We start from the raw sequence: 22,245 nt of genomic DNA on the forward strand, positions 1-22,245 counted from the left end.
GGATATGTGAGTGTCTTATCACTGCTTATTTTTATATTAAATTTCAGGGCTTAAACCAAGCTGCGGTAATAACCATTCCTGAAACCATGATTTAGCTAAGGGATAAGTGGCAACACTGATGATAAAAATTTTCGCCATAGAATCTTGCGTTAAAGAATAAGCGCTATTGGTCAATATAGTATTTTTATTCCCATTTTCAATATTTAGGCTGTCGTTGTTGTCATGCGTTGGTGATAAGTTTTGAATGTGCCCCTCTACTATCTGCCCCATAAATTGCTCCCAACTTAGAGCACGGCCTTGAGCTATTAGCGCCTCTGCCATGACTTCTTGCTCTTGATGTGGACGATGATCCGGCAGTACGACAAGTGGCGTAGCATAGTCGTAAGCTTGGGCAATACCGTTAAGACCGCAGGCCATTAGGAGCCAATCACTATGCGCAATAAATGGCGTCACATCATCAACTTGAGTCGCTAAATCTACAAACTCACGCATATCATCACTGATAGGACCCAGCGATATAATAAAGGCATCAGGCAATGCATTCCGTAGTTCGGGAAACTTTGCATCAATAGTTTCATGACCACCATAACCCTTAATCACAGTGATTATCATAGGTTGGCGTTTATCTTCGTTTATAGGAGTTACTTTGCTGCTTGTTATTTGCTCTGCATTATCAAAACGCTCATTAGCAGTATTAGACGTTGACGTCCTTAGCAGTTGGATGAATACTTCATAAGTTAACGGTTTACTATTAGCAGCGGGTAAAAAATCGAGATACAGCGTTTTTTGGCGCATCCAGTCAGGTGTCATTAACGCTTCCAAAGCCTGCGGATAAGGCGCCAGTAGCCCAAGTGCGCCAGTAAAGGCACTAACATGGGCACTATCATCACGAATGCCTGCCAGCCTAACATAGAGATAAGGCACGCTAGCAGCGCGGCATAGCATCGCCACCTCAGCACTGACATCAATAATCATAATATCAATCTGGCGCTGTTTAATACCGTCTAATATTTGCCAGCTACGCGTTTGAATATCGCTATTACCGACAGGAGAATAGTGCATACTGTTAGGCTGCCAATACTGTCCAGCGCGACCTGGCAGCACATCATCTGGGCGTTCATCTTCCGCATTGAGACGGACAATCTGCGACTCAGTTATAGTAGTGAAAGTATAGGCATCAGCAGCCAAATTGGTAAACACAGTCAGCTGCGACTGTAACTCGACGGGTAATAATGCTGCTAATTTATCCGCCTGCCGGCAGTGACCTGAGCCATGATGATGGGCATAATAACCAATACGCATGATATTAGTTCCTTAAGAAATAGACGCGGGTGCTTTACAGTCTGTATGCGTAGGGTCCGAGAGTGAATGATCTGAAGGGGTATTATCTGAGACTATCTGCTTATCAATAGATTGCTTATTAATCGCAGAATTGTCCTCTAACGCCTGTTTATACAATTGCACATAGCCGTCTACCATCGTTGCTACTGAGCAAAACTGCTCTGCGCGGTCACGACAAGCCTGCCGTGATATATCCTTGATACTAGCAAAAGCCTGTACGAAAGCGTCTTTGTCCTCTTTCGGTACAATAATGCCCGTACTTGGCGTGACAATCTCAGCGCTAGCACCCACATTAAAGCCAATTACTGGCGTCCCGCAAGCCAAACTTTCAGCCAACGTCAACCCGTAAGGCTCATCCCAAGTGCTGGTAAATAACATCGCAGTTGATTGGCGTAAATAGTCATTAATTTCAGCTTTGCTTAAATGCCCCAGATAATCAAATAATTTTGGCACGCCATTTTTCTGACTGTTTTTCTCATCTTCCGCCAGTAAAGGAGCAACTTGTTGATTAAAGTAATCCTCATTACTTTTCGGCCCCGCTATAACCAGGCGCTTCCCTGCCGCTTTACAATACTGCATAGCCAAATGTGTACCTTTTTCCGGACAAATACGCCCAAACCAAAAATACACCTCATCTTTAATAGGATCAACATTGGCAGTAAATGACTGTACATCAATACCGTTATAGACCACATGTGACGGCACAAACTCGTCAAACAACTGCTGCTGGTGACCACTAATCGCTGTAAACTGCGTTTGCGTGCCTTGCCGTAGCGTCAATAATGCCAAACGCAACTGTGGAAAAATAGGCGTATGAAAAGTGGTAAAAGACCGCGACCCAAAGGCTTGACCTAACATCATTGGGATATGATGCAAGCTATGATTGTGGACCACATCAATCTCGCCGCGCTCGTCTCGAACAATGATATCGTGCATCGCGCGCTGATAGACTAAATACTGATACAGCTCTTCACGGCTCATCCCTACTGAGTCATGCTCATTCTCATAAACCATGGCATCAAACTCATCGCGCGTTAATAGCGGAATCAGCGTAGCGTCTGTCTGACTTTCCGCATGCGCATAGAGCGATACGTCATGGCCTTGCGCGACAAGCTCATCACATAGCAGCTGAGTAATCATCTCAAGCCCCCCAGCATAAGGCTGTGCAATCGGGTATAAAGAATGGGCAATAATCGCTATTCGTAGTGGCGAGATGTTAGCTGTTGAGGGTTTAGGTAAAGTCATAGAACTGGTATTTTTATTATTCACGGTGTTCGGTACATCGACATTAATAGAAGACAGCATAAAGTATCCAGAATGAATTAAATAACGAATTAGGTTGTGAAAACAAAGTTATGAATGGGCTGTAGTGATATAAGCATTGGTGGCATTAGCGAATAGAAACTAAAAGTTAATAGTCTTATTATATTTACATTTTGTTATCTTTAAATAGAGCAGTAAGCGGTTTTTCAGTGCGCGAAGAACACCTGTTTTGGGTAGATTCATTACTAGTATTAAGCCTTATTAGCGGCTCATCTGTGTCAATGGAAACACTCTGCCCTACGCCACGCTTGTCTGTATAAGGATAATTTGCAAATATTACCTTTGCAGCCCATAACTTTAAAACCAAGACCACTAGCGCACAGCCAAACAGTAAGGGTGAATAAAGCGGCGAAAATGGGGCTACGATAATAGCAGTTACTATATTGAGCACCAATAACAACTTAGGTAACGCAGCTAAGTTAGCCGCCATGACAGTGCGCCGCGTCCTAATGACCTCATATTTTGGCGTGCAAATAAACGGCTTATCCTGACCCCAAAGTACAGGCAACCATGACAACGCACCAAGCTCCCAAAAGTTCAAATGCAGTAGCCAAGCCCGCAATCTCTCATAAAACCTAGGCGCATCGGCTCTATTCACTTGTTGATTGAGTGGCGCACTATCCTGACTATAAGCCCATAAACGTCTTGCCAAAAATAGCCCGTAGCCTGCATATACCACGTACAAAGGCGTCAGTAATGATGTTAAGTTAATGCTTACATCCATTAATAGTGCACCTGCAATAATCAGCAGAGTACAGATATGTAGCAGTATAAAAATGCCCGTAAAGTTTATCCAAGCACTCAGCTGTGATAAATGAGCACGAATATAAGCTAAGCGTTCGCTAAGAGAGTTCGATTTAGACAACTCAACTGCTAATTTAGATAGTTCAACTGAGTTTGTCGCTAAATATGGGACAGCAGCAGACATCGGTGCTGATGGACGGATAGAAGAATAAGTATTGAGCACCTGCATATTGCCATAAATCCAACGCCGGCGCTGACTCATCAAATCTCCTAGCGTGTTCGGTAGTAGACCAGTCGCAATAACTTCAGGGATAAACCGGCTGCGCAGGCCATGGCCGTGCATCAGTACACCCATTTGCGCATCTTCTGTAATTGACGCGCCTGACCAGCCCCCTAAATGCAGAAGCGCATCACGGCGGATAATTGCATAAGTGCCGGTTGATAATGCACGCTTGCGGTTAAAAGAGCGATATAAATGATAGTTAAAATAATGGTTCAGCTCACTATGCACATCATCTCGGCCTGTATCACGATAAAACTGTGGAAACTGTAAGAGCGCATGATTAGGATAACTATTGATAGCAGCAGCAATCGACTTCCTTGCTTGCGGCAGTGCTTGATAATCGCTATCTACTACGACCAGATGCGTACACCTTGGATCCATTAACCCCAATGCTAAATTGAGCGCCCCTGCCTTGAACCCTGCTACTGCATCAATATGATAAAAACGCACATTTAGCTGCGCATCCAGTCCCGCACAAAATTTCGCCAATGGCTCATATAAGGCAGTCTCAGTGTTATTATTATCAACAATTAATATCTCATCGTCAGGCGCTTTTATTTTGAGTAAGGTTTTAATCGTTGCAATCACCATCTCTACTGGTTCAGCACGGGTCATCATCTGAAAACTTAAACGTACTGACTTGACGGTTAGTGGTGTATTATTTTTAAATGAGGCGTTATTCTTTAAGGACGCGCTAAGCGCATTATCTGCTTCACAATTAAGACAGTCAGTAGCCAACTCTTCATTTTGATAAGAAATACTATTGGATGGATTGAAGTTATCACGAGCTTTGTTATTACAAGGTTTGAGAATATCGATAACCTCGTTATTCACGCTGATATCTTTATTTAGGCTATTAGCATTATTTACATAGCTAGGTAGTCTATCTGAACCCTTAGCCATAGTCGGTGAGCTTACTCCAGCGTATATTTCCCTCGCATATACTTCCTTACCGATCGTCATGTCTTATCCTTAGGCACACACGTCAATTGAGACTGATGAATAAAGTCAAATATTTTACCGTTGTTTAAATTTTTTATTTTTTCAATAAGAGTGAGAAAGGTTTACGATAACCAAAATTATTAGCCACTAGAACCACAGTGGCACAACCTTTTATAAAGGTAAGGCTTTTATTGACATAATCCATAATAGTCTAAAGGGTAATCAAATGTTACTTAAGAAGTGTCTATAGACTCGCATTAATGTAACGCCTCGTAAAGAGTGTAAATTCGAGTTAGTTATGGGTAGCTTATACACCGAAAAACTTTAGCTAACGTCTTTTGCAGTATATATAGCTATTCTTCAATGCGTAACGGAAAGCTTGCACTGCAAAAATAAAGTATCGTTATTAATCTATTCAAATAATTATTCGAAGATAAATATTTCATAGAGAGAATAGAGCATTACATACAGGTACGTGTAAGGCTAAAAAGCAGAATAAGAAGGAAAAGGAAAAATAAAAAGACGATGTGATGGTAGCTTATAACAAACTATAGTTTATCTAGATTGCTTTTATAAGAAAATTTCTGTTTATATTTATTTAGAGAAACTTGTTAAAACTAAACGTTAACTCAATTTTTTAAACAAAAAATACCGCGTCTATCTATAAATTATAAACGCGGTACTATTTCGGTATGAAAGAATAGTTTAGACGAAATTAATAACTATTATAAACTAAATACTTTAGTTGAGAATACCGTAAGCAACGAGCGCATCTGCAACGCGTTTGAAGCCAACGATATTTGCCCCGGCCATATAGTCAATATAACCGTTGTCTGTCTGACCATATTTTTCCGACGCTTCAGCAGCGCTATCATGGATGTTTTTCATAATGCATTTTAGACGCTCATCAATCTCTTCAAAAGTCTGATACTGACGCACAGAGTTCTGTGACATCTCAAGCGCAGACACCGCCACACCGCCCGCATTAGCAGCTTTACCAGGTGCATAGTGCACATGATACAGGCGGATATAATCAATAGCATCAGCCGTTAGTGGCATATTAGCGCCTTCAACGACATATTTTATGCCGTTATCAACCAATAATTTGGCATCTGCTTCATCTACTTCGTTTTGCGTGGCTGATGGGATAGCAATATCTGCTTTGATATGCCAAGGCTTCTGCTTAGCCAGCCATTCTCCACCGAACACATCAACATAGTCAGCTAGAGGTTTACTTTGTGCTTTTTGTGCCTTTAGCCAATCAATTCTTTCTTGATTCAAACCTTTTTCGTCATACAAAGTACCTTGTGAGTCGGATACCGTTAGTACCATACCACCCAGCATGCAAACTTTTTCAGCAGCATGTAAGGACACGTTACCTGCACCTGATACCAGTACTTTTTTACCTTTGATATTATCATTTTGAGCAGCGAGCATACTTTCTAAGAAATATACCGCACCGTAGCCTGTAGCTTCAGTACGCATTAAACTACCGCCAAAGCCTACGCCTTTACCAGTGATCACACCGGTAGATTCACGGGTTAGATTTTTATACATGGCATACATATAGCTGACTTCACGGCCACCTACCCCGATATCACCAGCGGGAACGTCGATGTCTTTATTAACATAGTGATAAAGCTCACGCATAAAAGCGTAACAGAAACGGCGAATCTCGAATTCAGACTTGCCTTTAGGATTGAAATCAGAGCCACCCTTACCGCCACCGATTGGCAAACCGGTTAATGCGTTTTTAAAAATTTGCTCAAAACCTAAGAATTTTAGAACCGATTCGGTCACAGTAGGGTGAAATCTGAGGCCACCCTTATAAGGCCCTAGAGAGTTATTAAATTGCACACGCCAGCCGCGGTTGACTTGAACTTCACCTTTATCGTTCTCCCAGTTAATACGAAAGGCAACCACGCGATCAGGCTCTACTAAACGCTCAAATATTTTCAAGGTTTCATATTCAGGATGTGCGTCATATAACGGCTTGATAGTAACAGCGACTTCTTTTACTGCTTGAATAAATTCGGATTGATGCGGGTATTGTGCTTCAATTTTTTTGATGGCGTCACTGATACTCATATATCTTCCTTAACTATGGAACGAGGGGGTGTACTAAATGACATCCGGGCAATATTGCATCACAATATACTACAATATGACAAATACCGGTGTAGCATTAAAAATTCAGCCTTTGACTTTGCGCAGAGCGTATAAGTACAGACTTAGATAGAAGCCTGTTAACTCATCTATTGACCGATACACGATGCTGTCGTCTATAGCCATTAATAGGTAACCATAGATTGCTATCTGAACTGCAATTTGTAGATAGGTAAGAGCGTTACAATATAATGACAAGAATAGCACGTGAAAGGCGTTTTATGGTCAAAGATTTGGCCTTGCTTATTTAATTTACAGGTCTACATAAAAAAGTCAATCATTTATGCCAAAATGAGTGGTTTTTACTAGCACCTATGAGCGTTGTCATAATGGAGATACATACCTATTAGACGACTTTTGTTTCCAAATTAGCCTGAGGATAATTATAGGAGGCAATATATAGGCTCTAAACGGTAAGTTTAGCTGATTTTTGCTGCTTAATTGAAGAATATTATATCAATATGCATAACAAGGTATTATACTACTCTCCATTGGCAAAAAACTGTTTTTGAGTATTATCAATATACAGTTTGTATCCATTCAACAATCAGTGATAGAGAGAGACATATGCGTACAGATTCATTCCAACAGATACTAGAAGACCTAAACAATTCCTCGGCAGACGTTGAAGCTTCAGCACTCATCTCAACTGACGGTCTCATGATTGCATCAGCCCTACCAACCGGTGTTGATGAAGATAGAGTAGGCGCAATGTCAGCCGCACTACTATCATTAGGAGATCGTGCTGGTCGCGAATTAGCCCGTGGTAGTATCGATAGGATTATGATTCAAGGTGAAAAGGGTTCTGTCATTATGACCTCGTCTGGTGAAGAAGCAGTTCTGACCATTATGGCAAAACCCAACGCTAAACTCGGCTTAATTTTTCTAGATATCAAACGTGCCTCAGAAGCCCTAGCAAAACTGCTTTAACAGATAAATGATCTGCATAAGCCAGTTGATAGGTCATGATATAAACTGTCTAATTTTGTACGCCATATACAAATTCAATGAGCAAACAAAAGCTTGTAGATAAGAAGATGTTTGCCTACAAGCACCAGCAAATACTTTGAAATAACTATTTTGCAAAAAAAAATAGTGGGATAGTGCCGTCATATATAAATTAATAATAAATCGCATGGATTGTAATACCAATTGACTACTAATGAATACAACAACGAATAAAGGAGATTACTATGGGTTCTCCACTTCCTGATGCCAATAAGCCTGAGATGCCAGCTGAGCAAATCACATTGACTTATCATGATGGAACCTCACGCATTGTCTACGACTCTGGTATCGAGCGCCCCTACCCTGATGGCAAGCTCATTGTCTCACGTACTGATTTAGATGGTGTTCTGACACACGTCAACGATGCATTTGTGGAAATTAGCGGCTACAGTGTTGACGAGCTTATTGGCCAGCCACAATCTATTTTGCGCCATCCGGATATGCCAAGAGCGGCATACAAAGATTTATGGACAACCGCAGAATCTGGACAAAAATGGCATGGCTATGTTAAAAACTTATGTAAGGATGGCAGTCATTATTGGGTCTACGCGACTGTCGTGCCCAACGTACGCCACGGTGAGACTGTGGGTTACACCTCAGTACGTCGTAAGCCATCACGGAGCAAGATCGAAGCGGCTATTGCTCAATATGCCGAAATGAAACAAAACGAGGAAGGTTAAATCATGACGACGCATAATATGTTAATCGCCCCTGATTTTTCGCCTGAGCGTTTTGCAGGCTGGCACATGTTTAATATCTTAATCCAAAAGCGTGCCAATCTAAACATGCACTTAAACATGCCAGCCTCACATGCTGAGCAAGAAGAGCTAATTGGTGCGGGCGACATTCAAGTTATTTACGCCAATCCTTTTGATGCAGCAACGCTCATCCGTGAGCAAGGCTACCGTGCGGTTGCACGTCCTGTCGGTAAATCTGATGAGATGGTAATTGCAGCATCTACCAATAGCGATATTAATCGCTTAGAAGATATTACTAAAGGCTCGACCATCTCTATGGCTAATAACCGTGATGTTAAGCTCATTGGTTTGCGCTTGCTGGAAGCGGTCGATTTAGAAGAAGCGGATCTCAACTGGTCAATGACTGAAACCTACCAAGCAGCAGCACGCCAAGTTATTAAAGGCGAATCTCAGGCCGCTTTCTTTTTAGCTGAAATTTTTCATAGCTTTTCACGCCTGACCAAGACGCAGCTATCAGTATTGATTGAAAGTGATTTAGCTGATATCAGTCATGTGCTGTTGATTAAAGAAGACTTCCCTGATACCGAAATTCTCATGGATGCTATTCTTAATTTGCATAATGATGACGATGGCAAAGAAGCGCTTGCTGAGCTTGGCATGCCCCAAGGTTTTGAGACTATGAGTGAAGAAGATGCTGAATTTATGCTCGATTTGATGGAAGCACTAATGAGCTAACATTCCTAGTTGATTGCTCTCATTTGTTCTTTAATAAACTTTATTGTCTGTTCAACTACGCGTTTTTCGTTCAACAATTCAACAATCTAACCATTATCCCTGGCTCTTTATAGTGAACTAATAATTTATTAATAAAGGGTTATGGATACTATTTAAATTGAAAAACATTACTAAACACTGTCTTATTAAACAATACTTTAAAATTCTGCTTCATAATTATTTATAATGATTATGCTATAAAAATAGTTCCAAAAATGCTGCGCGCGCCTTTACCTACAGTACTAACTCTAAAATCAAGGATACCGTCATGGCCGACTTACCTACAACTGATGAGAGTGAACTGGCAGCACGCAAAACCTTTCGCTACTTCTCGCGCAAAATATTCGTTGTTCCCAATAATCGCTATTATCATGAGCAGCGTATCAATGCCGCCTTATTATTGAATGAAAAAGAGCCCTTGCAAGGCGCTATGGCTGACTTTTTCTATGGTTGTTGGTACGATATTCCTTACGATGTTGAAGAGATATTTGAGCGTACTCAAGGACGCCTGCATCCACAAATAGAACAAGCCTTTCATAACTGTATTAACAAACTCGACTACATTAAGTACAGCAGTGTCTTTGCAACACGCTGGAGTGTGCTCGTAACACCGTCGCTCAATGTTGACACACACCGTTTGCGTATTAGTAGCGATGACGCTAAAGAAGTTGCTAAAAATATTACTAATGAGCTGATGACTGCGCGTGATAACGAAGACTGGCATACAGTTGAACAAATTGAGAATGAATTCTTTGCCCATTGCTTAGCCTGTAACGACCGCCTCGCCTTCTCCATTGTTTGGTTCCGTTTGGGAAAAAGTGATTGGCAATTTAATGAGGGCTGGAGTGACTGTCAACAGCGTCTAGAACAGACGGGATCCAGTTCAGAACCTGCTCCCGAAGCCAAAGTAGAACACCAATAAATCAGTGCTAGCGGCCATATGATTGCATCTTCGACATTTAATTATGTCAGAAAAATATAGACAGTCATATATAGCAAATTAATACTTATTTATACCAATTACCGTTTGCTGTGATGCTCACTTTAAAACTTTCAACAAGGTAGCTTTTATGTCCATTTTTGATAATGCTGACAAAACTTATATTACCCTGACACCTGCTGGCGTATTTGAAGCATTTTCACAAAATGAGCCAACTGCAATGCAGTTAGCACTCCAAGCATTACTATCACATCGTGAGACTGTGCTAGTGGCGACTTGGCTAGAGGAGTATCCAGAGCTATGGTTAGATGGTTTTGTTGAGCAAGGCTTTATTGAAAGGCTGTCTACTTTTTTACCCGCTCCGAACCTACCTCTTGATCAATTCTTACCTTACGTGGTCGCAAGCTTATCAGGTAAGCGCCGTGCTGCCATCGCATCAGACGAAGGGTTTTGTTTGGCACGTATTGGCTACAGTCAAGAAGAAGCTGACATGCTTAGTGTGGCGGCAGCTGATTTTTCAGGTTTTATGATCCGGCAAAAGCAGCGCGGTTGGTCAGTGGGAAGTCGTGCCATTTCATTCTTTCAGGAAGTAGACTTATTAGTACCTGATACCAGCTTCGTATTCTTGTGGATTGATAAAGATGGCTACGCGTTAATCATTGACGGTGAACCCTTGACTAATAATCGCGCCTTTGTCGAGCTGATTTGGGGCATTAAAACCTCTGGACTCAAATTTGAAAGCTAATACCTTTTTTAAAAACCAGCAACTTTAAGGCAGAACTTCTTTTTATACTGAAAAAAAGCCGCTAAGCCGTAACGTTATAATACCTCTCATATATTTGTGCCTCTTGATTAAGCATGAGGTGCTCAAAGATAACGCCTCTAAAAACTTGTCTGGGTAGTTTTCTAAACGCTTCACCGCTTATCAATACAACCCCGCCGCGTAAGTCATCATTGCTCTGTCAAAACCATAGTAATAATAAGCCCCTGCGAAATAACAATCACTTGCATTCCTATACGTCATACTATTGTCATGCCTATATAAAACATTTAAAACTACCTGTCTTTTTATGCTACTTTCTATAAAAAATTAATTATTCAACCGCTACTTTTCCTCCTTATTTATAGCCTTTAATACTGGCAACTTCTGCCAACCTTTGCAATCTTGCTTTTTTTTAGGATAGTTTATGACTTCGCTTACTGCTGTGCGTGTGCGTTATCAAACGATTGAAATTGGCAATACTGATATTCATATTTGTACTCTACGTGACAACCAACAATTTAGTGACCCTGATGACGAGGCGCTAAATCTAGGTATTTGCTCAGCATCGTGGCCGTTGTTCGGTGTCATTTGGCCATCAAGCTTGGTACTGGCCAATCATATGCTTGACTATGATATTGCAGGCAAGCGTATTTTAGAAGTGGGATGCGGAATGGCGCTATCTAGCTTACTGCTCAATCATCGCCATGCCGATATTACCGCCACTGACTATCACCCGACGGTTGAATACTTCCTTGATAAGAATACCTTGCTGAATAATGATAAAGAGATCGTTTTTGAGCGACTAGACTGGGCAGAAGATAATAGCAGTCTTGGCAAATTCGATATAATTATCGGTAGCGACTTACTCTATGAAGACCAGCATATAGCGATATTGGCAGACTTCATTGAGCGTCATGCTAAGCCAACTTGTGAAGTCATCATCGTAGACCCTGGCCGTGGACGTAAAAACAAACTAACCAATAAGATGATAGAGTTTGGTTTTAGCAGTGATCATGCTAAACCGGAAGATACGGCTTATCTTGAGCAGCCTTTTAAGGGATATATTCTGACGTTCTCACGGGATGGTCAACTGTCCATAGCTTCACGCCATTGCTCCTGAGTAATCTTATATAACACATGCTTAGCAAGGACATGATTGGTTTCAAGCATAGGATGATAAAAGTTATCCTGCGTATTCGTCATGCCGATACGCAGCATAACCTTTTGAGAGGGTCTATTAATAACAGCGGTAAATGCCACTACTTCAGTAAGATGCAACTCTTCAAAAGCAAACTTTAATGAGGCCTGCGCAGCCTCAGTAGCATAACCTTGTCCCCAATAATCTTTATGTAGTCGCCAGCCAATCTCTACGCTTGGCGCAAACGGTAGATCAGCATGCGTTGCATTCAAACCGACAAAACCGATAAAATTATCAGCCTTTTTTAAATCACTTTTTAGACTGAGCGCCCAAAATCCCCAGCCATTATCTTTGATAAGCTGTTGACATTTATTGGCAATGACATCACTCACTGCTGCTGATAATAGCTTAGGAAAGTAGCGCATGATCTCTGGATCGGCATTCATAGCAGCAAATGTTGCAAAATCGCTTGGCTGCCACTGACGTAAATAAAGGCGTTGGGTTTCTAATGATTCTACGTTCATATTATTTAATCTTTTTCATTTTAATAAATTTTAAACTATCTGCCTTTATTCAAATCACACATTTACCTTATACTTTAGATCACGCGCCTCGTCTCCGGTCATCCCGCGAAAGCCCCAACAATGGGCAGGCTGTTCCTTAATCGTAATTTCAATGTCTATCGGTAAGATGCCTATGTGTAATTCAATTTGCTGAAATAAGGCTTTAATAAGCGCCTTTTGCGTGGCAACAGTACGTCCTTGCATCATGTTAATTTCGATGACAGTATATGCCGCCGATCTACCGCTAGGATAATAGAAGTCGTCGACTTCAAGAGGAATAAACCGCTGGGCGCGTTTATCTTCTGGCAACCCTAGAACCGACTGCATACAGCCATGAATCACGTCAGATAATGCAGATTTAATGGGGTTCAGGTTTTCTTTAATACCGTAAATAACAATCATAATAAAGTCTATAGTTAAAAATAATTAGTATAGCGCTAAACAATCAAAGCAAAAAATCAGATTACTGTTGAGCCTTTTGTTATTCATACTTGCAAATTTATTAGGGTAGTAATTTAGATGCGAGCATTCTTTGCATTTCGTTCTATTGCAGATAATCTGCTCTTGCGGGACAAAAGGCAGGCTTACGGAATAGGATAAACCTTGTCATAAATCCAGTTATAAATAAAGGCGTACACCACATAAAAGGTCGCCATAGCGATATCCATGATGAAGGCTTCCCATAATGTAATCCCTAAGTACCAAGCTATCATCGGCATAAACAATAATAGCAGACCGCCCTCAAATAGTAGCGCGTGAATGACTCGTATCAAAATGGTTTTACGCACGTCGCCGCGCAGTCTCAGCATGGCATGATCAAATAATAGATTATAAAAAAAGTTCCATACCGTAGCGATAATAGAGGCGACTACTGCTATAACACCCATAAGTTGGAGGTCATAGCCGAATACCAAGCTTGCTAACGGTGCGAAGATAATTAAGCCGATTATCTCAAAGCCTAGAGTGTGGCGAATCCGATCTTTGGTGGTACGCATTAAGCTTCCTAATTGGTTCAGTCATGTAGGGACAAATTGTATCTGTTACACTCTCATATCAAAATTGAAGTGTATACGATTTTGAGTCAATAACCCTCACGTTGGAGACGTTAATATGAGTAAAGACAAACTAATAAACTTATCAGATGAAGCAGAAGAGTTGGTTTTGGATCAGCTTAGAGTGTACATGACAGAAGAGTTTGATGTCGATATTGGTAATTTACCTGCCCGATTCTTATTAGATTTTATCATTGAAACGATAGGCCCGCATTTATACAGTCAAGTGGTTGATGATATGGAGCCTTGGTTATACGACAGGTTCACGGGTATCTTAGAAGATATACATAGCTTTAAAAAAGATTAAATATGTGATAATAAAATAAGTTTATATATACTACATCATTTACCCTACCTTTATTAAGCTACAGATATAACCAAAAAATGACAATAAAAAATCCAGTTCTAAACGCTTAGTTTTAGCGTCTAGAACTGGATCGATAACACCATGATATCTACTTGTTAAACTAATAAACAGCTTTCCAATTTATCTATCATGTGTTGGTATTGCTCTTTATTCTCAGTAATATTCTTACGGTTTTCTTTTACATTAGCTATCGGTTTCTAAAGAAATTATAAGCCAAGATCTCATTAAACAATGGCCTTTTTAGAAATAATAGCTTTCTTAGAAGTTTCAGAATTGCCATTTCTTATCTTGTTCGTTCTGAATCTTACCTTTTTTCTTATCTCGTTTTTTCTGAACCTTACTGTCTATTTGATCTTGCTTTTTCTGAGCCTTCTGATTTTTCTTATCTCGTATTTTTTGCTGCTTCTTAAATTCTTTATCGTCTATCTTGTCTTGCTTTTTCTGTTCTTTAGCATCTATCTTATCTTGCTTTTTTTGCTCTTTGTCGTTTATCTTGTCCTGCTTTTTCTGTTCTTTAGCATCTATCTTATCTTGCTTTTTCTGTTCTTTAGCATCTATCTTATCTTGCTTTTTTTGTTCTTTAGCATCTATCTTGTCCTGCTTTTTTTGTTCTTTAGCGTCTATCTTATCTTGCTTCTTCTGTTCTTTACCTTGTTTCTTGTCAGACTTATCTTTCTTATCAGACTTATCTTTCTTATCAGACTTATCTTTCTTATCAGATTTGTCTTTCTTATCAGATTTGTCTTTCTTATCAGATTTGTCTTTCTTGTCAGATTTGTCTTTCTTGTCAGATTTGTCTTTCTTATCAGATTTGTCTTTCTTGTCAGATTTGTCTTTCTTGTCAGATTTGTCTTTCTTATCAGATTTGTCCTTCTTGTCAGACTCTACGGTATTTTTCTTAGAAGATTCCAATACATCATTATCTATGTCTTTGTTATTCAAAGATTTATTTGACATGGTTTTATCCTTTTTATAATACTATGTAGAATATCTTGATACTCGATACTATGTCAGAATCCTTGTTTAGTCAACGTATTGCTACAAATATACCCCTAAAGGCTTAGTGGTATTGACCTAACATTTTATCTGACAAGTAGATTTTCGTCTAAACGACTGCTATTAAATGGTCTATTTCAAAGCAGCTTTCTTAAAACAAAAAATGCTGACCTTTATAGGTCAGCATTTTTTACTAGAGAGTTAAAACTTAGCGATTATAGCTTACGCCTCAAAATGAATAACCGAACGGATACTTTCACCTTTCTCCATGAGCTCAAACGCTTCATTAATATCTTCAAGTGGCATAGTGTGCGTAATAAAGTCATTTAATGGGATGTCACCTTGCATATAACGATCGACGTAGCCGGGTAGTTCTGAACGGCCTTTCACACCGCCAAATGCCGAACCTTTCCAGACGCGACCCGTTACTAGCTGGAAGGGACGGGTTGAGATCTCTTTCCCTGCGCCAGCGACGCCGATGATAACCGACTCGCCCCACCCTTTATGGCAGCACTCAAGCGCTGAACGCATGATATCGACATTACCGATACATTCGAATGAATAATCAACGCCGCCATCCGTCATCTCAACGATGACATCCTGAATGGGCTTATCATAATCTTTCGGATTGATACAATCGGTTGCACCTAACTTCTTCGCCAACTCAAACTTGTCTTCGTTAATATCAATACCGATAATACGGCTGGCTTTGGCCATTTTTGCGCCAATAACAGCGGCTAGACCAATGCCACCAAGACCAAAGATTGCGACAGTAGAGCCTTCTTCAACCTTTGCCGTATTCATGACTGCGCCCATACCGGTAGTCACACCACAACCAAGTAGGCAAACTTTTTCTAGTGGGGCATCTTTATCAACTTTGGCTAAAGAAATCTCTGGCAACACGGTGTATTCAGAGAAAGTTGAGCAGCCCATATAATGGTAAATAGGTTCGCCATCTTTATAGAAACGCGTGGTGCCGTCTGGCATTAAGCCTTTACCTTGAGTTTCACGTACTGCAGAGCACAAGTTGGTTTTACCTGATAGACACATTTTACACACGCCACATTCTGCGGTGTATAAAGGAATAACGTGATCGCCAACTTGGACGCTGGTCACGCCCTCGCCGATTTGCTCAACGATACCGCCGCCTTCATGACCTAAAATCGCTGGAAATACGCCTTCTGGGTCTTCCCCAGATAAAGTGTACGCATCAGTATGACAGACGCCGCTGGCAAGGATTTTTACCAACACTTCACCTTTACGCGGCAACATGACGTCGACTTCTTCAATCGATAGTGGCTGGTTTGGCCCCCACGCAACGGCGGCTCTAGATTTAATAAACTTGTCTGACATATTAGTCTCTCTTTTTAGTTAATTGGACTTTTAATAACTGGTTTTTTATAGTTAAATCACAAATGACTGGAGTATTGAGCTTTAGATTATAATCAATGCACTCTTAATAAGTGCAGCTTACAGACTATAAAATACCAGTGCAATTCTAATATTACTGACCTTGTATAGGTAGGCCTGACTTGTAACGCTGCAATAAAAAAGTGTAATCCGTCAGTAGAAGCTTATTAAAGTTGCCAAATTCTTTGTTAGCTTACTTAAAGAGTAGACAATTATTACTGACCAGTAAAAGTTATTTACTATTTAGCTCATTACCTTCTAGGTAGAACACTATATGATATCTGCTATCACTAGGCGAAGCCGCAAACCTATTAGGCTTCGCTAGCACACCATTTATCAAAACTCATCCACAACCTAGAGAGAAAACTATGAGCATTTTTACTCACGTCGCCGTTGGTACCAACGATTTAAAAAGAGCCCGTACATTCTATGATAGTGTTTTAGATACTTTAGGCCTAAAACGCGTTGCTGATCTAGGTGATAATGGGGCAATATGGGGTAAAGACTCGCCTTCTTTTTTCGTAATGAAACCCGTTAACGGCGAGCCAGCAACTGTCGGTAATGGCGTTACTGTCAGCTTTGATGCTGCTAGCCGTGCGGTTGTTGATGCGTTTCATGCCGCTGGTTTAAGTGCTGGTGGCGAAGATGCAGGTCTGCCGGGTACACGCGATTGGGCACCTAACGCCTATGCCGCTTATATTCGCGATTTAGATGGTAATAAACTAACGGCTTATTGTTTTAAAGAAGCATAATAAATGCCTAACGAATAGCTCATTCGTAGTAACGAAGACTAATTACTTAATACTAGATTATAAAAAAGCCTACAGTTATGTGGGCTTTTTTGCCCTTAGCATAACGTTTAAAACCTTACTATTAAGACTGGTTATTTTAATTTTAATAGGAGTGAGCAAAGGTTAGTAATACTAAGTTTATGTTAATAATGCGTATTAGGTCAGTAAGAGTAAAGCTCTGTTATAGCACTGCAATGTTAGAATCTTTCTTAGGTAGCAATGTGATCGTTGGAGGAAAAAACTTATAAAACCATTTAATCCTGCTCTGAGAAACGCCTTATCGGCTAACGCTCAAATACATCTAAAAATATGATTCAATAGGAGTCGCTGCTTTATGACCACTAATAATGAAACATCAATGAATAATACAATACTCAATAGCAGAAAAACCAAGAAAAACCTTCGTGCTGCCGACCCCTGCGTTACCGATCACAGCATTCAAGTCAGAGGCGCGCGTGTCCATAATTTAAAAAACGTTGATGTTGATTTACCTCGTGATGCTTTGGTAGTTTTTACGGGTATCTCCGGGTCAGGTAAGTCGTCACTGGCCTTTGGAACTTTATTTGCAGAGTCGCAGCGTCGCTACCTTGACTCAGTATCGCCCTATGCGCGGCGATTAATAGACCAAGTGGACGAGCCTGATGTGGATTCAATAGAAGGGCTACCACCAGCAGTCGCTTTGCAACAGCAACGCGGCACACCTTCTGTACGCTCGTCGGTTGGCAGCGTCACCACTATCTCAAACGGACTACGCATGCTTTATTCACGGGCTGGCGAATATCCTGCTGGTCAAGAAATATTGTATGCCGATGCATTTTCGCCCAATACCCCAGAGGGTGCGTGTCCGACCTGCTCGGGTATTGGGCGTGTGTTTGAGGTGACAGAAAAGCTATTGGTTCCTGATGATAGTAAAACCATTAGCGAGCGTACTATTGCGGCATGGCCTCCCGCATTTCAAGGTAAGAACCTTGCCCGTATTCTGACCACCCTTGGCTACGATATCGATATACCTTGGCACAAGCTGCCAAAAGAAACCCGTGACTGGATACTGTTTACTGACGAGACGCCAACAGTGCCTGTTTATTCGGAATATAATATTGAACAAGTACGTGCGGCGATTGAAAAAGAAGAAAAGCCAAGTTATATGGGTACTTATGTGAGTGCTAAAAACTTTATCCTGCACTCCTTTGCGACCACCCAAAGCCCACTTACTAAAAAACGTGTTTCTCAGTTTATGCAGATTTCGGTATGTCCGGATTGCCACGGTAAGAAATTAAAAAAAGAATCCTTATCGGTCAAATTTGCCGGACTTGATATTGGTGAGTTGTCGCAGTTGACCTTGACCGAAGTGGCACTCAAACTGCAAGATGCGGCCAATAAAAACCCAGACCATGATAAATCAAATCGAGAAAAATCGATTGTCGCCCAGCGCATTGCCAGTGATATTCTCTCCCGCGTGGAAGCCTTGACGATGCTAGGTTTAGGTTATCTCTCGCTTGAACGCACCACGCCTACTTTGTCGCCGGGTGAGCTACAACGGCTACGTTTAGCCACTCAAATTCGCTCGCAGTTGTTTGGGGTGGTGTACGTACTCGATGAACCGTCAGCTGGTTTGCATCCGGCAGATACTCAAGCGCTATTAAGTGCTTTGGATGAGCTAATCACTGCTGGCAACTCAGTGTTTGTGGTTGAGCATGATGTCAGTGTTATCAGGCACGCGGATTGGATTGTGGATGTTGGGCCAGATGCTGGCACTCATGGCGGTAAAGTTATTTATAGTGGCCCTGTTGCAGGTTTGCGCGAAGTGACTGATTCGCATACGGCGCAATATCTTTTCAACAGTGCAGCCAAAGTAAAACAAAACGCAAGAGAGCCCAAAGCGTGGCTGAAGCTGGCAGGGGTTGAGCGTAATAACTTACAAGGGTTAGCTGTTGAGTTTCCGCTAGGCGTTATGACCACCGTTACCGGTGTATCAGGTTCGGGCAAATCAAGTTTAGTAAGTCAGGCTTTGGTCGAGCTTATTTATGAGGCACTAGGACAAAAACTGACGGTTGACGCGCCAACGGGTGAGGCTGATTTACTCGAACAAGAGTCAGAGATACCAACAGGCGGGCGAATTATTGCTGGTATGGATGACGTCAAACGACTGGTAACGGTCGACCAAAAGGCCATCGGGCGTACACCGCGCTCAAACCTAGCTACTTATACCGGTCTATTCGACCACGTCCGTAAACTGTTTGCGTCAACGCCAGAGGCAAAAGCGCGCCGTTACAATGCCGGTCGTTTCTCGTTTAATACCGTAAAAGGTCGTTGCCCCAATTGCGAAGGGCTTGGCTTTGTGATGGTCGAGCTGCTGTTTCTGCCCAGTGTTTATTCCCCTTGCCAAGTCTGTCATGGGCAGCGTTACAATGAGCAAACGCTGGAGATAACCTATCGAGGTAAAAATATTGCCGAAGTGCTGGCGCTAACCGTTGAAGCCGCTTATGAGTTCTTTAGCGATGAACCTGCCATTTTACGTGCTCTAAATGCCCTGCTACAAGTGGGACTGGGCTACTTGCGACTTGGTCAACCGGCGACTGAGCTATCAGGTGGGGAAGCTCAGCGCATTAAACTTGCGACTGAACTGCAACGCATACAACGCGGCGATACGCTTTATGTGCTTGATGAACCAACCACTGGTTTACATCCCAAAGATGTCAAGATGTTAATGTCGCAATTAAACGGACTGGTTGACGCGGGTAATACAGTCATTATGGTCGAACATGATATGCAAGTTGCCAGTAATAGCGACTGGGTTATTGATATTGGCCCAGGGGCTGGCGACGAAGGTGGTCAGATTGTCGCCCAAGGATCACCTGCAGAAGTGGCCAAGTCAAAAGTTAGCCGAACAGCACCGTTTTTATTAGCGGCGTGTGAGTCGTAAAACGTTATAGAATTATTGTGGTAAATGGGAATATGGGCGAACCTGAACTAAATGCTCAATGCCTTGCTGGCGCATTTCAGCAAAAAATTCATCATTCGACATTTTCCCCTCTTTAACTTTTTCAAGTACTAATAGGCCGTCTTCTATAATATAAAGCGATTTTCCTTCTAAAAAATATTCGATAGGCTGATATTTCATCATTAGCCACGTACACAGCCGATATAGTGAGATCACGATAGACATAATCAAGACGGCTTGAATCAGCGGCAAGTCCTCGGTAAACATCGGGTCGCCTGCGATAGAACCCAAAGATAAAATAATTGTCAGCTCAAAAATAGACAGTTGCCGAACGCCACGTTTGCCGGTGAAACGTAGAAATAGAATAATCATGCTAAACATCACTACCACCCGTACTGCGATTTCGGCGGCAAATGACCATGTCGTGTCATGAATAAAAACACTAGCCCAATCCATGCAATCCTTTCCTTGCTTATCTGGCATGCCTAATTATTGCCCTTACAACAGGCGTTTTAAGTATTTTAGGAGTCTATATAGACCGCCAGTCAGGAAACTGGCTTAGTACTGATAGCTATTGAATAAAAATGGTAGTTTGAGCTAACAACAGCTGTAGTAATTCTAGTTACTCTAAATAAAATAGAGAAGTACTTGCTCCTAAATAACTGGACTATCACGACCCTTTTCAATTAGCGCTGCGATGTTAAATATTAGCTAAAGCCGGTACGGAATAACGTACCTACAACAACAAAGCTCACGGATAACAGCGTTACCAAAATAATATTTACTGAAAATGCGTTAAGAGTGCTGGGAGATAACGTGGGGATAACCAAAAAGCGGGCATGTATCGCAACGATAATAGTCGCGAGTAAGAGTAATAATTTGAGACCAATCAAAATACTAAGATCACTATCAAAGGCAAACCAAGCGCTGACATCAGGTAGTAATATATGCGCCATCCACAGCCCAGTCAGTACTTGCACAGCGAGAGCTGGCATACCGACTTTTTCAAACTGCTGTTCAAACTGGAGCAACCCATCAAGATTACGCGTCGACAGCGCTTTAGGTAAAATAACCAAAGATAATATTAAGTGACCCCCTGTCCAGATAGTAGCCCCTAATAAATGCGCGATAAGTATATAGTTAAGCATAACGTTAAATTCCGCAAAAAAGGCGCATGAGGCCATTTGTAATGGTTAATCCAAATATAGTAAGCATTGCAATCAACAGTAATCAGGAGCGGTTAAAAAGATACGTTAAATAAGATATTGATAGATAAAGTTTTTATTGTTGGTGAATAAATTTATTCACGCTCGCTATCGCCATGACCATGAGCATTCCTACTACAATAAGAATCGCTGACATCATATGCGCCGTTTCATAATTAAGCGCCTCGACTTGTTCATATATTGCGATGGAGATAACCTTTGTTTCACCAGAGATGCTGCCGCCTATCATCAATACCACGCCAAACTCACCAATGGTATGCGCAAAACTAACAAGACCACCAAGCACAATGCCAGCACGAGCCTGTGGTAGTGCCACTCTTATAAAGCGTTTTAGGCGGCTGGGCTCTAATAACTGCGCAACTTCCATCACACTGGTTGGGATACGCAAAAACTGGGCGTAGACAGGCTGGACATAAAACGGTAGCGAGTAAATGATAGAGCCGATCACCAACCCTTCAAAAGTAAAAATAAAAGTGCTTATATTATGCTCAACAAGCCATTTCCCAAAACTGGAAGTTGGACTCATGAGTAGTAATAAATAAAAACCAATGACTGTTGGCGGCAATACTAAGGGCATAGCAATAACGCCCATTAATACTACTTTAAGGCGCCCAACGACGTTTCGACGACTGGGTTTGGCCAACCAATAGGCAAGCGGTGTCGCAAGCAATAACAAACACAAGGTCGTAATACCAGCGAGCTTAATACTCACCCAAAACGGGGTTAGCATCGCTGATAACAGCGCTTGATCTATCATAATATCACTACTAATTCGTCAT

At 41.4% G+C, this 22,245-nt stretch carries 20 protein-coding genes and 2 pseudogenes; 10 read left to right on the top strand and 12 right to left on the bottom strand.

Going from position 1 to position 22,245, the window contains the following annotated elements; all coding sequences use genetic code 11:
* Positions 1-36: 36 nt before the first annotated feature.
* The 4 genes from ES754_RS05840 to gdhA form a co-directional block, all read right to left on the bottom strand.
* Positions 37-1,302: a hypothetical protein gene (locus tag ES754_RS05840; RefSeq protein ID WP_147222888.1), complete on the bottom strand. Its 1,266-nt coding sequence runs from the start codon at positions 1,300-1,302 to the stop codon at positions 37-39.
* A 12-nt stretch (positions 1,303-1,314) separates the two neighbouring features.
* Positions 1,315-2,646 carry a glycosyltransferase family 4 protein gene (locus tag ES754_RS05845; protein ID WP_147222890.1) on the bottom strand — a complete coding sequence of 444 codons (1,332 nt, stop codon included), beginning with the start codon at positions 2,644-2,646 and terminating at the stop codon, positions 1,315-1,317.
* A 124-nt stretch (positions 2,647-2,770) separates the two neighbouring features.
* Entirely contained in the window at positions 2,771-4,654 is a 1,884-nt protein-coding gene (locus ES754_RS05850) for a glycosyltransferase family 2 protein (RefSeq protein WP_147222892.1), read from the bottom strand.
* 720 nt (positions 4,655-5,374) lie between these two features.
* Positions 5,375-6,721: an NADP-specific glutamate dehydrogenase gene (gene gdhA / locus ES754_RS05855; RefSeq protein WP_147222894.1), complete on the bottom strand. Its 1,347-nt coding sequence runs from the start codon at positions 6,719-6,721 to the stop codon at positions 5,375-5,377.
* A gap of 645 nt (positions 6,722-7,366) precedes the next feature.
* Here gdhA and ES754_RS05860 point away from each other — a divergent pair.
* The 6 genes from ES754_RS05860 to ES754_RS05885 all read left to right on the top strand — a co-directional run bounded on the left by ES754_RS05860 (position 7,367) and on the right by ES754_RS05885 (position 12,102).
* Positions 7,367-7,729 (top strand): roadblock/LC7 domain-containing protein, encoded by a 363-nt coding sequence (locus ES754_RS05860; RefSeq protein WP_147222896.1) that lies wholly within the window; start codon positions 7,367-7,369, stop codon positions 7,727-7,729.
* 263 nt (positions 7,730-7,992) lie between these two features.
* Complete coding sequence (locus ES754_RS05865; protein WP_147222898.1) at positions 7,993-8,487, top strand: PAS domain-containing protein; 495 nt, start codon at positions 7,993-7,995, stop codon at positions 8,485-8,487.
* Positions 8,488-8,490: 3 nt separating this feature from the next.
* Positions 8,491-9,240 carry a PhnD/SsuA/transferrin family substrate-binding protein gene (locus ES754_RS05870; protein ID WP_147222900.1) on the top strand — a complete coding sequence of 250 codons (750 nt, stop codon included), beginning with the start codon at positions 8,491-8,493 and terminating at the stop codon, positions 9,238-9,240.
* A 307-nt stretch (positions 9,241-9,547) separates the two neighbouring features.
* A complete protein-coding gene (locus ES754_RS05875) occupies positions 9,548-10,201 on the top strand; it encodes a hypothetical protein (RefSeq protein WP_147222902.1) in 654 nt (217 codons plus the stop codon).
* A gap of 148 nt (positions 10,202-10,349) precedes the next feature.
* Positions 10,350-10,964, top strand: coding sequence for a hypothetical protein (locus tag ES754_RS05880; protein ID WP_147222904.1), 615 nt, complete (start codon positions 10,350-10,352; stop codon positions 10,962-10,964).
* Between the two features lie 442 nt (positions 10,965-11,406).
* Positions 11,407-12,102 carry a class I SAM-dependent methyltransferase gene (locus ES754_RS05885; protein ID WP_147222906.1) on the top strand — a complete coding sequence of 232 codons (696 nt, stop codon included), beginning with the start codon at positions 11,407-11,409 and terminating at the stop codon, positions 12,100-12,102.
* Here ES754_RS05885 and ES754_RS05890 read toward each other — a convergent pair.
* The 3 genes from ES754_RS05890 to ES754_RS05900 all read right to left on the bottom strand — a co-directional run bounded on the left by ES754_RS05890 (position 12,069) and on the right by ES754_RS05900 (position 13,678).
* Complete coding sequence (locus tag ES754_RS05890) at positions 12,069-12,644, bottom strand: GNAT family N-acetyltransferase (protein ID WP_147222908.1); 576 nt, start codon at positions 12,642-12,644, stop codon at positions 12,069-12,071. The two genes, ES754_RS05885 and ES754_RS05890, sit on opposite strands and share 34 nt — an antisense overlap.
* A gap of 54 nt (positions 12,645-12,698) precedes the next feature.
* A complete protein-coding gene (locus tag ES754_RS05895) occupies positions 12,699-13,085 on the bottom strand; it encodes a tautomerase family protein (RefSeq protein ID WP_147222910.1) in 387 nt (128 codons plus the stop codon).
* Between the two features lie 182 nt (positions 13,086-13,267).
* Positions 13,268-13,678, bottom strand: coding sequence for a PACE efflux transporter (locus tag ES754_RS05900; protein ID WP_147222912.1), 411 nt, complete (start codon positions 13,676-13,678; stop codon positions 13,268-13,270).
* A 115-nt stretch (positions 13,679-13,793) separates the two neighbouring features.
* Here ES754_RS05900 and ES754_RS05905 point away from each other — a divergent pair, with 115 nt between their 5' ends.
* A complete protein-coding gene (locus ES754_RS05905; RefSeq protein WP_147222914.1) occupies positions 13,794-14,042 on the top strand; it encodes a DUF2164 domain-containing protein in 249 nt (82 codons plus the stop codon).
* Between the two features lie 327 nt (positions 14,043-14,369).
* On the opposite strand, the gene ES754_RS05910 is transcribed toward ES754_RS05905, so the two are convergent.
* Both ES754_RS05910 and ES754_RS05915 read right to left on the bottom strand, forming a co-directional pair.
* Positions 14,370-15,059, bottom strand: coding sequence for a hypothetical protein (locus ES754_RS05910; RefSeq protein WP_147222916.1), 690 nt, complete (start codon positions 15,057-15,059; stop codon positions 14,370-14,372).
* Positions 15,060-15,320: 261 nt separating this feature from the next.
* On the bottom strand, positions 15,321-16,436 hold the full coding sequence (locus ES754_RS05915) for an S-(hydroxymethyl)glutathione dehydrogenase/class III alcohol dehydrogenase (RefSeq protein ID WP_476705275.1): 1,116 nt from the start codon (positions 16,434-16,436) through the stop codon (positions 15,321-15,323).
* 440 nt (positions 16,437-16,876) lie between these two features.
* Between ES754_RS05915 and ES754_RS05920 the strand changes: the two genes are divergently transcribed.
* Positions 16,877-17,260 carry a VOC family protein gene (locus tag ES754_RS05920; RefSeq protein WP_147222920.1) on the top strand — a complete coding sequence of 128 codons (384 nt, stop codon included), beginning with the start codon at positions 16,877-16,879 and terminating at the stop codon, positions 17,258-17,260.
* 373 nt (positions 17,261-17,633) lie between these two features.
* A complete protein-coding gene (gene uvrA / locus ES754_RS05925) occupies positions 17,634-20,222 on the top strand; it encodes an excinuclease ABC subunit UvrA (protein ID WP_147222922.1) in 2,589 nt (862 codons plus the stop codon).
* A gap of 36 nt (positions 20,223-20,258) precedes the next feature.
* On the opposite strand, the pseudogene ES754_RS05930 reads toward uvrA, so the two are convergent.
* A pseudogene (locus ES754_RS05930) lies at positions 20,259-20,696 on the bottom strand (DUF421 domain-containing protein); the annotation flags it as partial.
* Positions 20,697-20,710: 14 nt separating this feature from the next.
* On the opposite strand from ES754_RS05930, the pseudogene ES754_RS12425 reads away from it, so the two are divergent.
* Positions 20,711-20,818, top strand: a pseudogene (locus tag ES754_RS12425) (manganese efflux pump MntP); the annotation flags it as partial.
* Between the two features lie 129 nt (positions 20,819-20,947).
* Here the strand turns inward: ES754_RS12425 and ES754_RS05940 are convergent.
* Positions 20,948-21,388 carry a CopD family protein gene (locus ES754_RS05940; protein ID WP_147222924.1) on the bottom strand — a complete coding sequence of 147 codons (441 nt, stop codon included), beginning with the start codon at positions 21,386-21,388 and terminating at the stop codon, positions 20,948-20,950.
* Between the two features lie 133 nt (positions 21,389-21,521).
* A complete protein-coding gene (gene modB / locus ES754_RS05945) occupies positions 21,522-22,223 on the bottom strand; it encodes a molybdate ABC transporter permease subunit (RefSeq protein WP_147222926.1) in 702 nt (233 codons plus the stop codon).
* Positions 22,224-22,245 lie beyond the last annotated feature (22 nt).

Origin of the sequence: Psychrobacter frigidicola (assembly GCF_007997305.1) — a bacterium.
GTDB classification, from domain to species: Bacteria; Pseudomonadota; Gammaproteobacteria; order Pseudomonadales; family Moraxellaceae; genus Psychrobacter; species Psychrobacter frigidicola.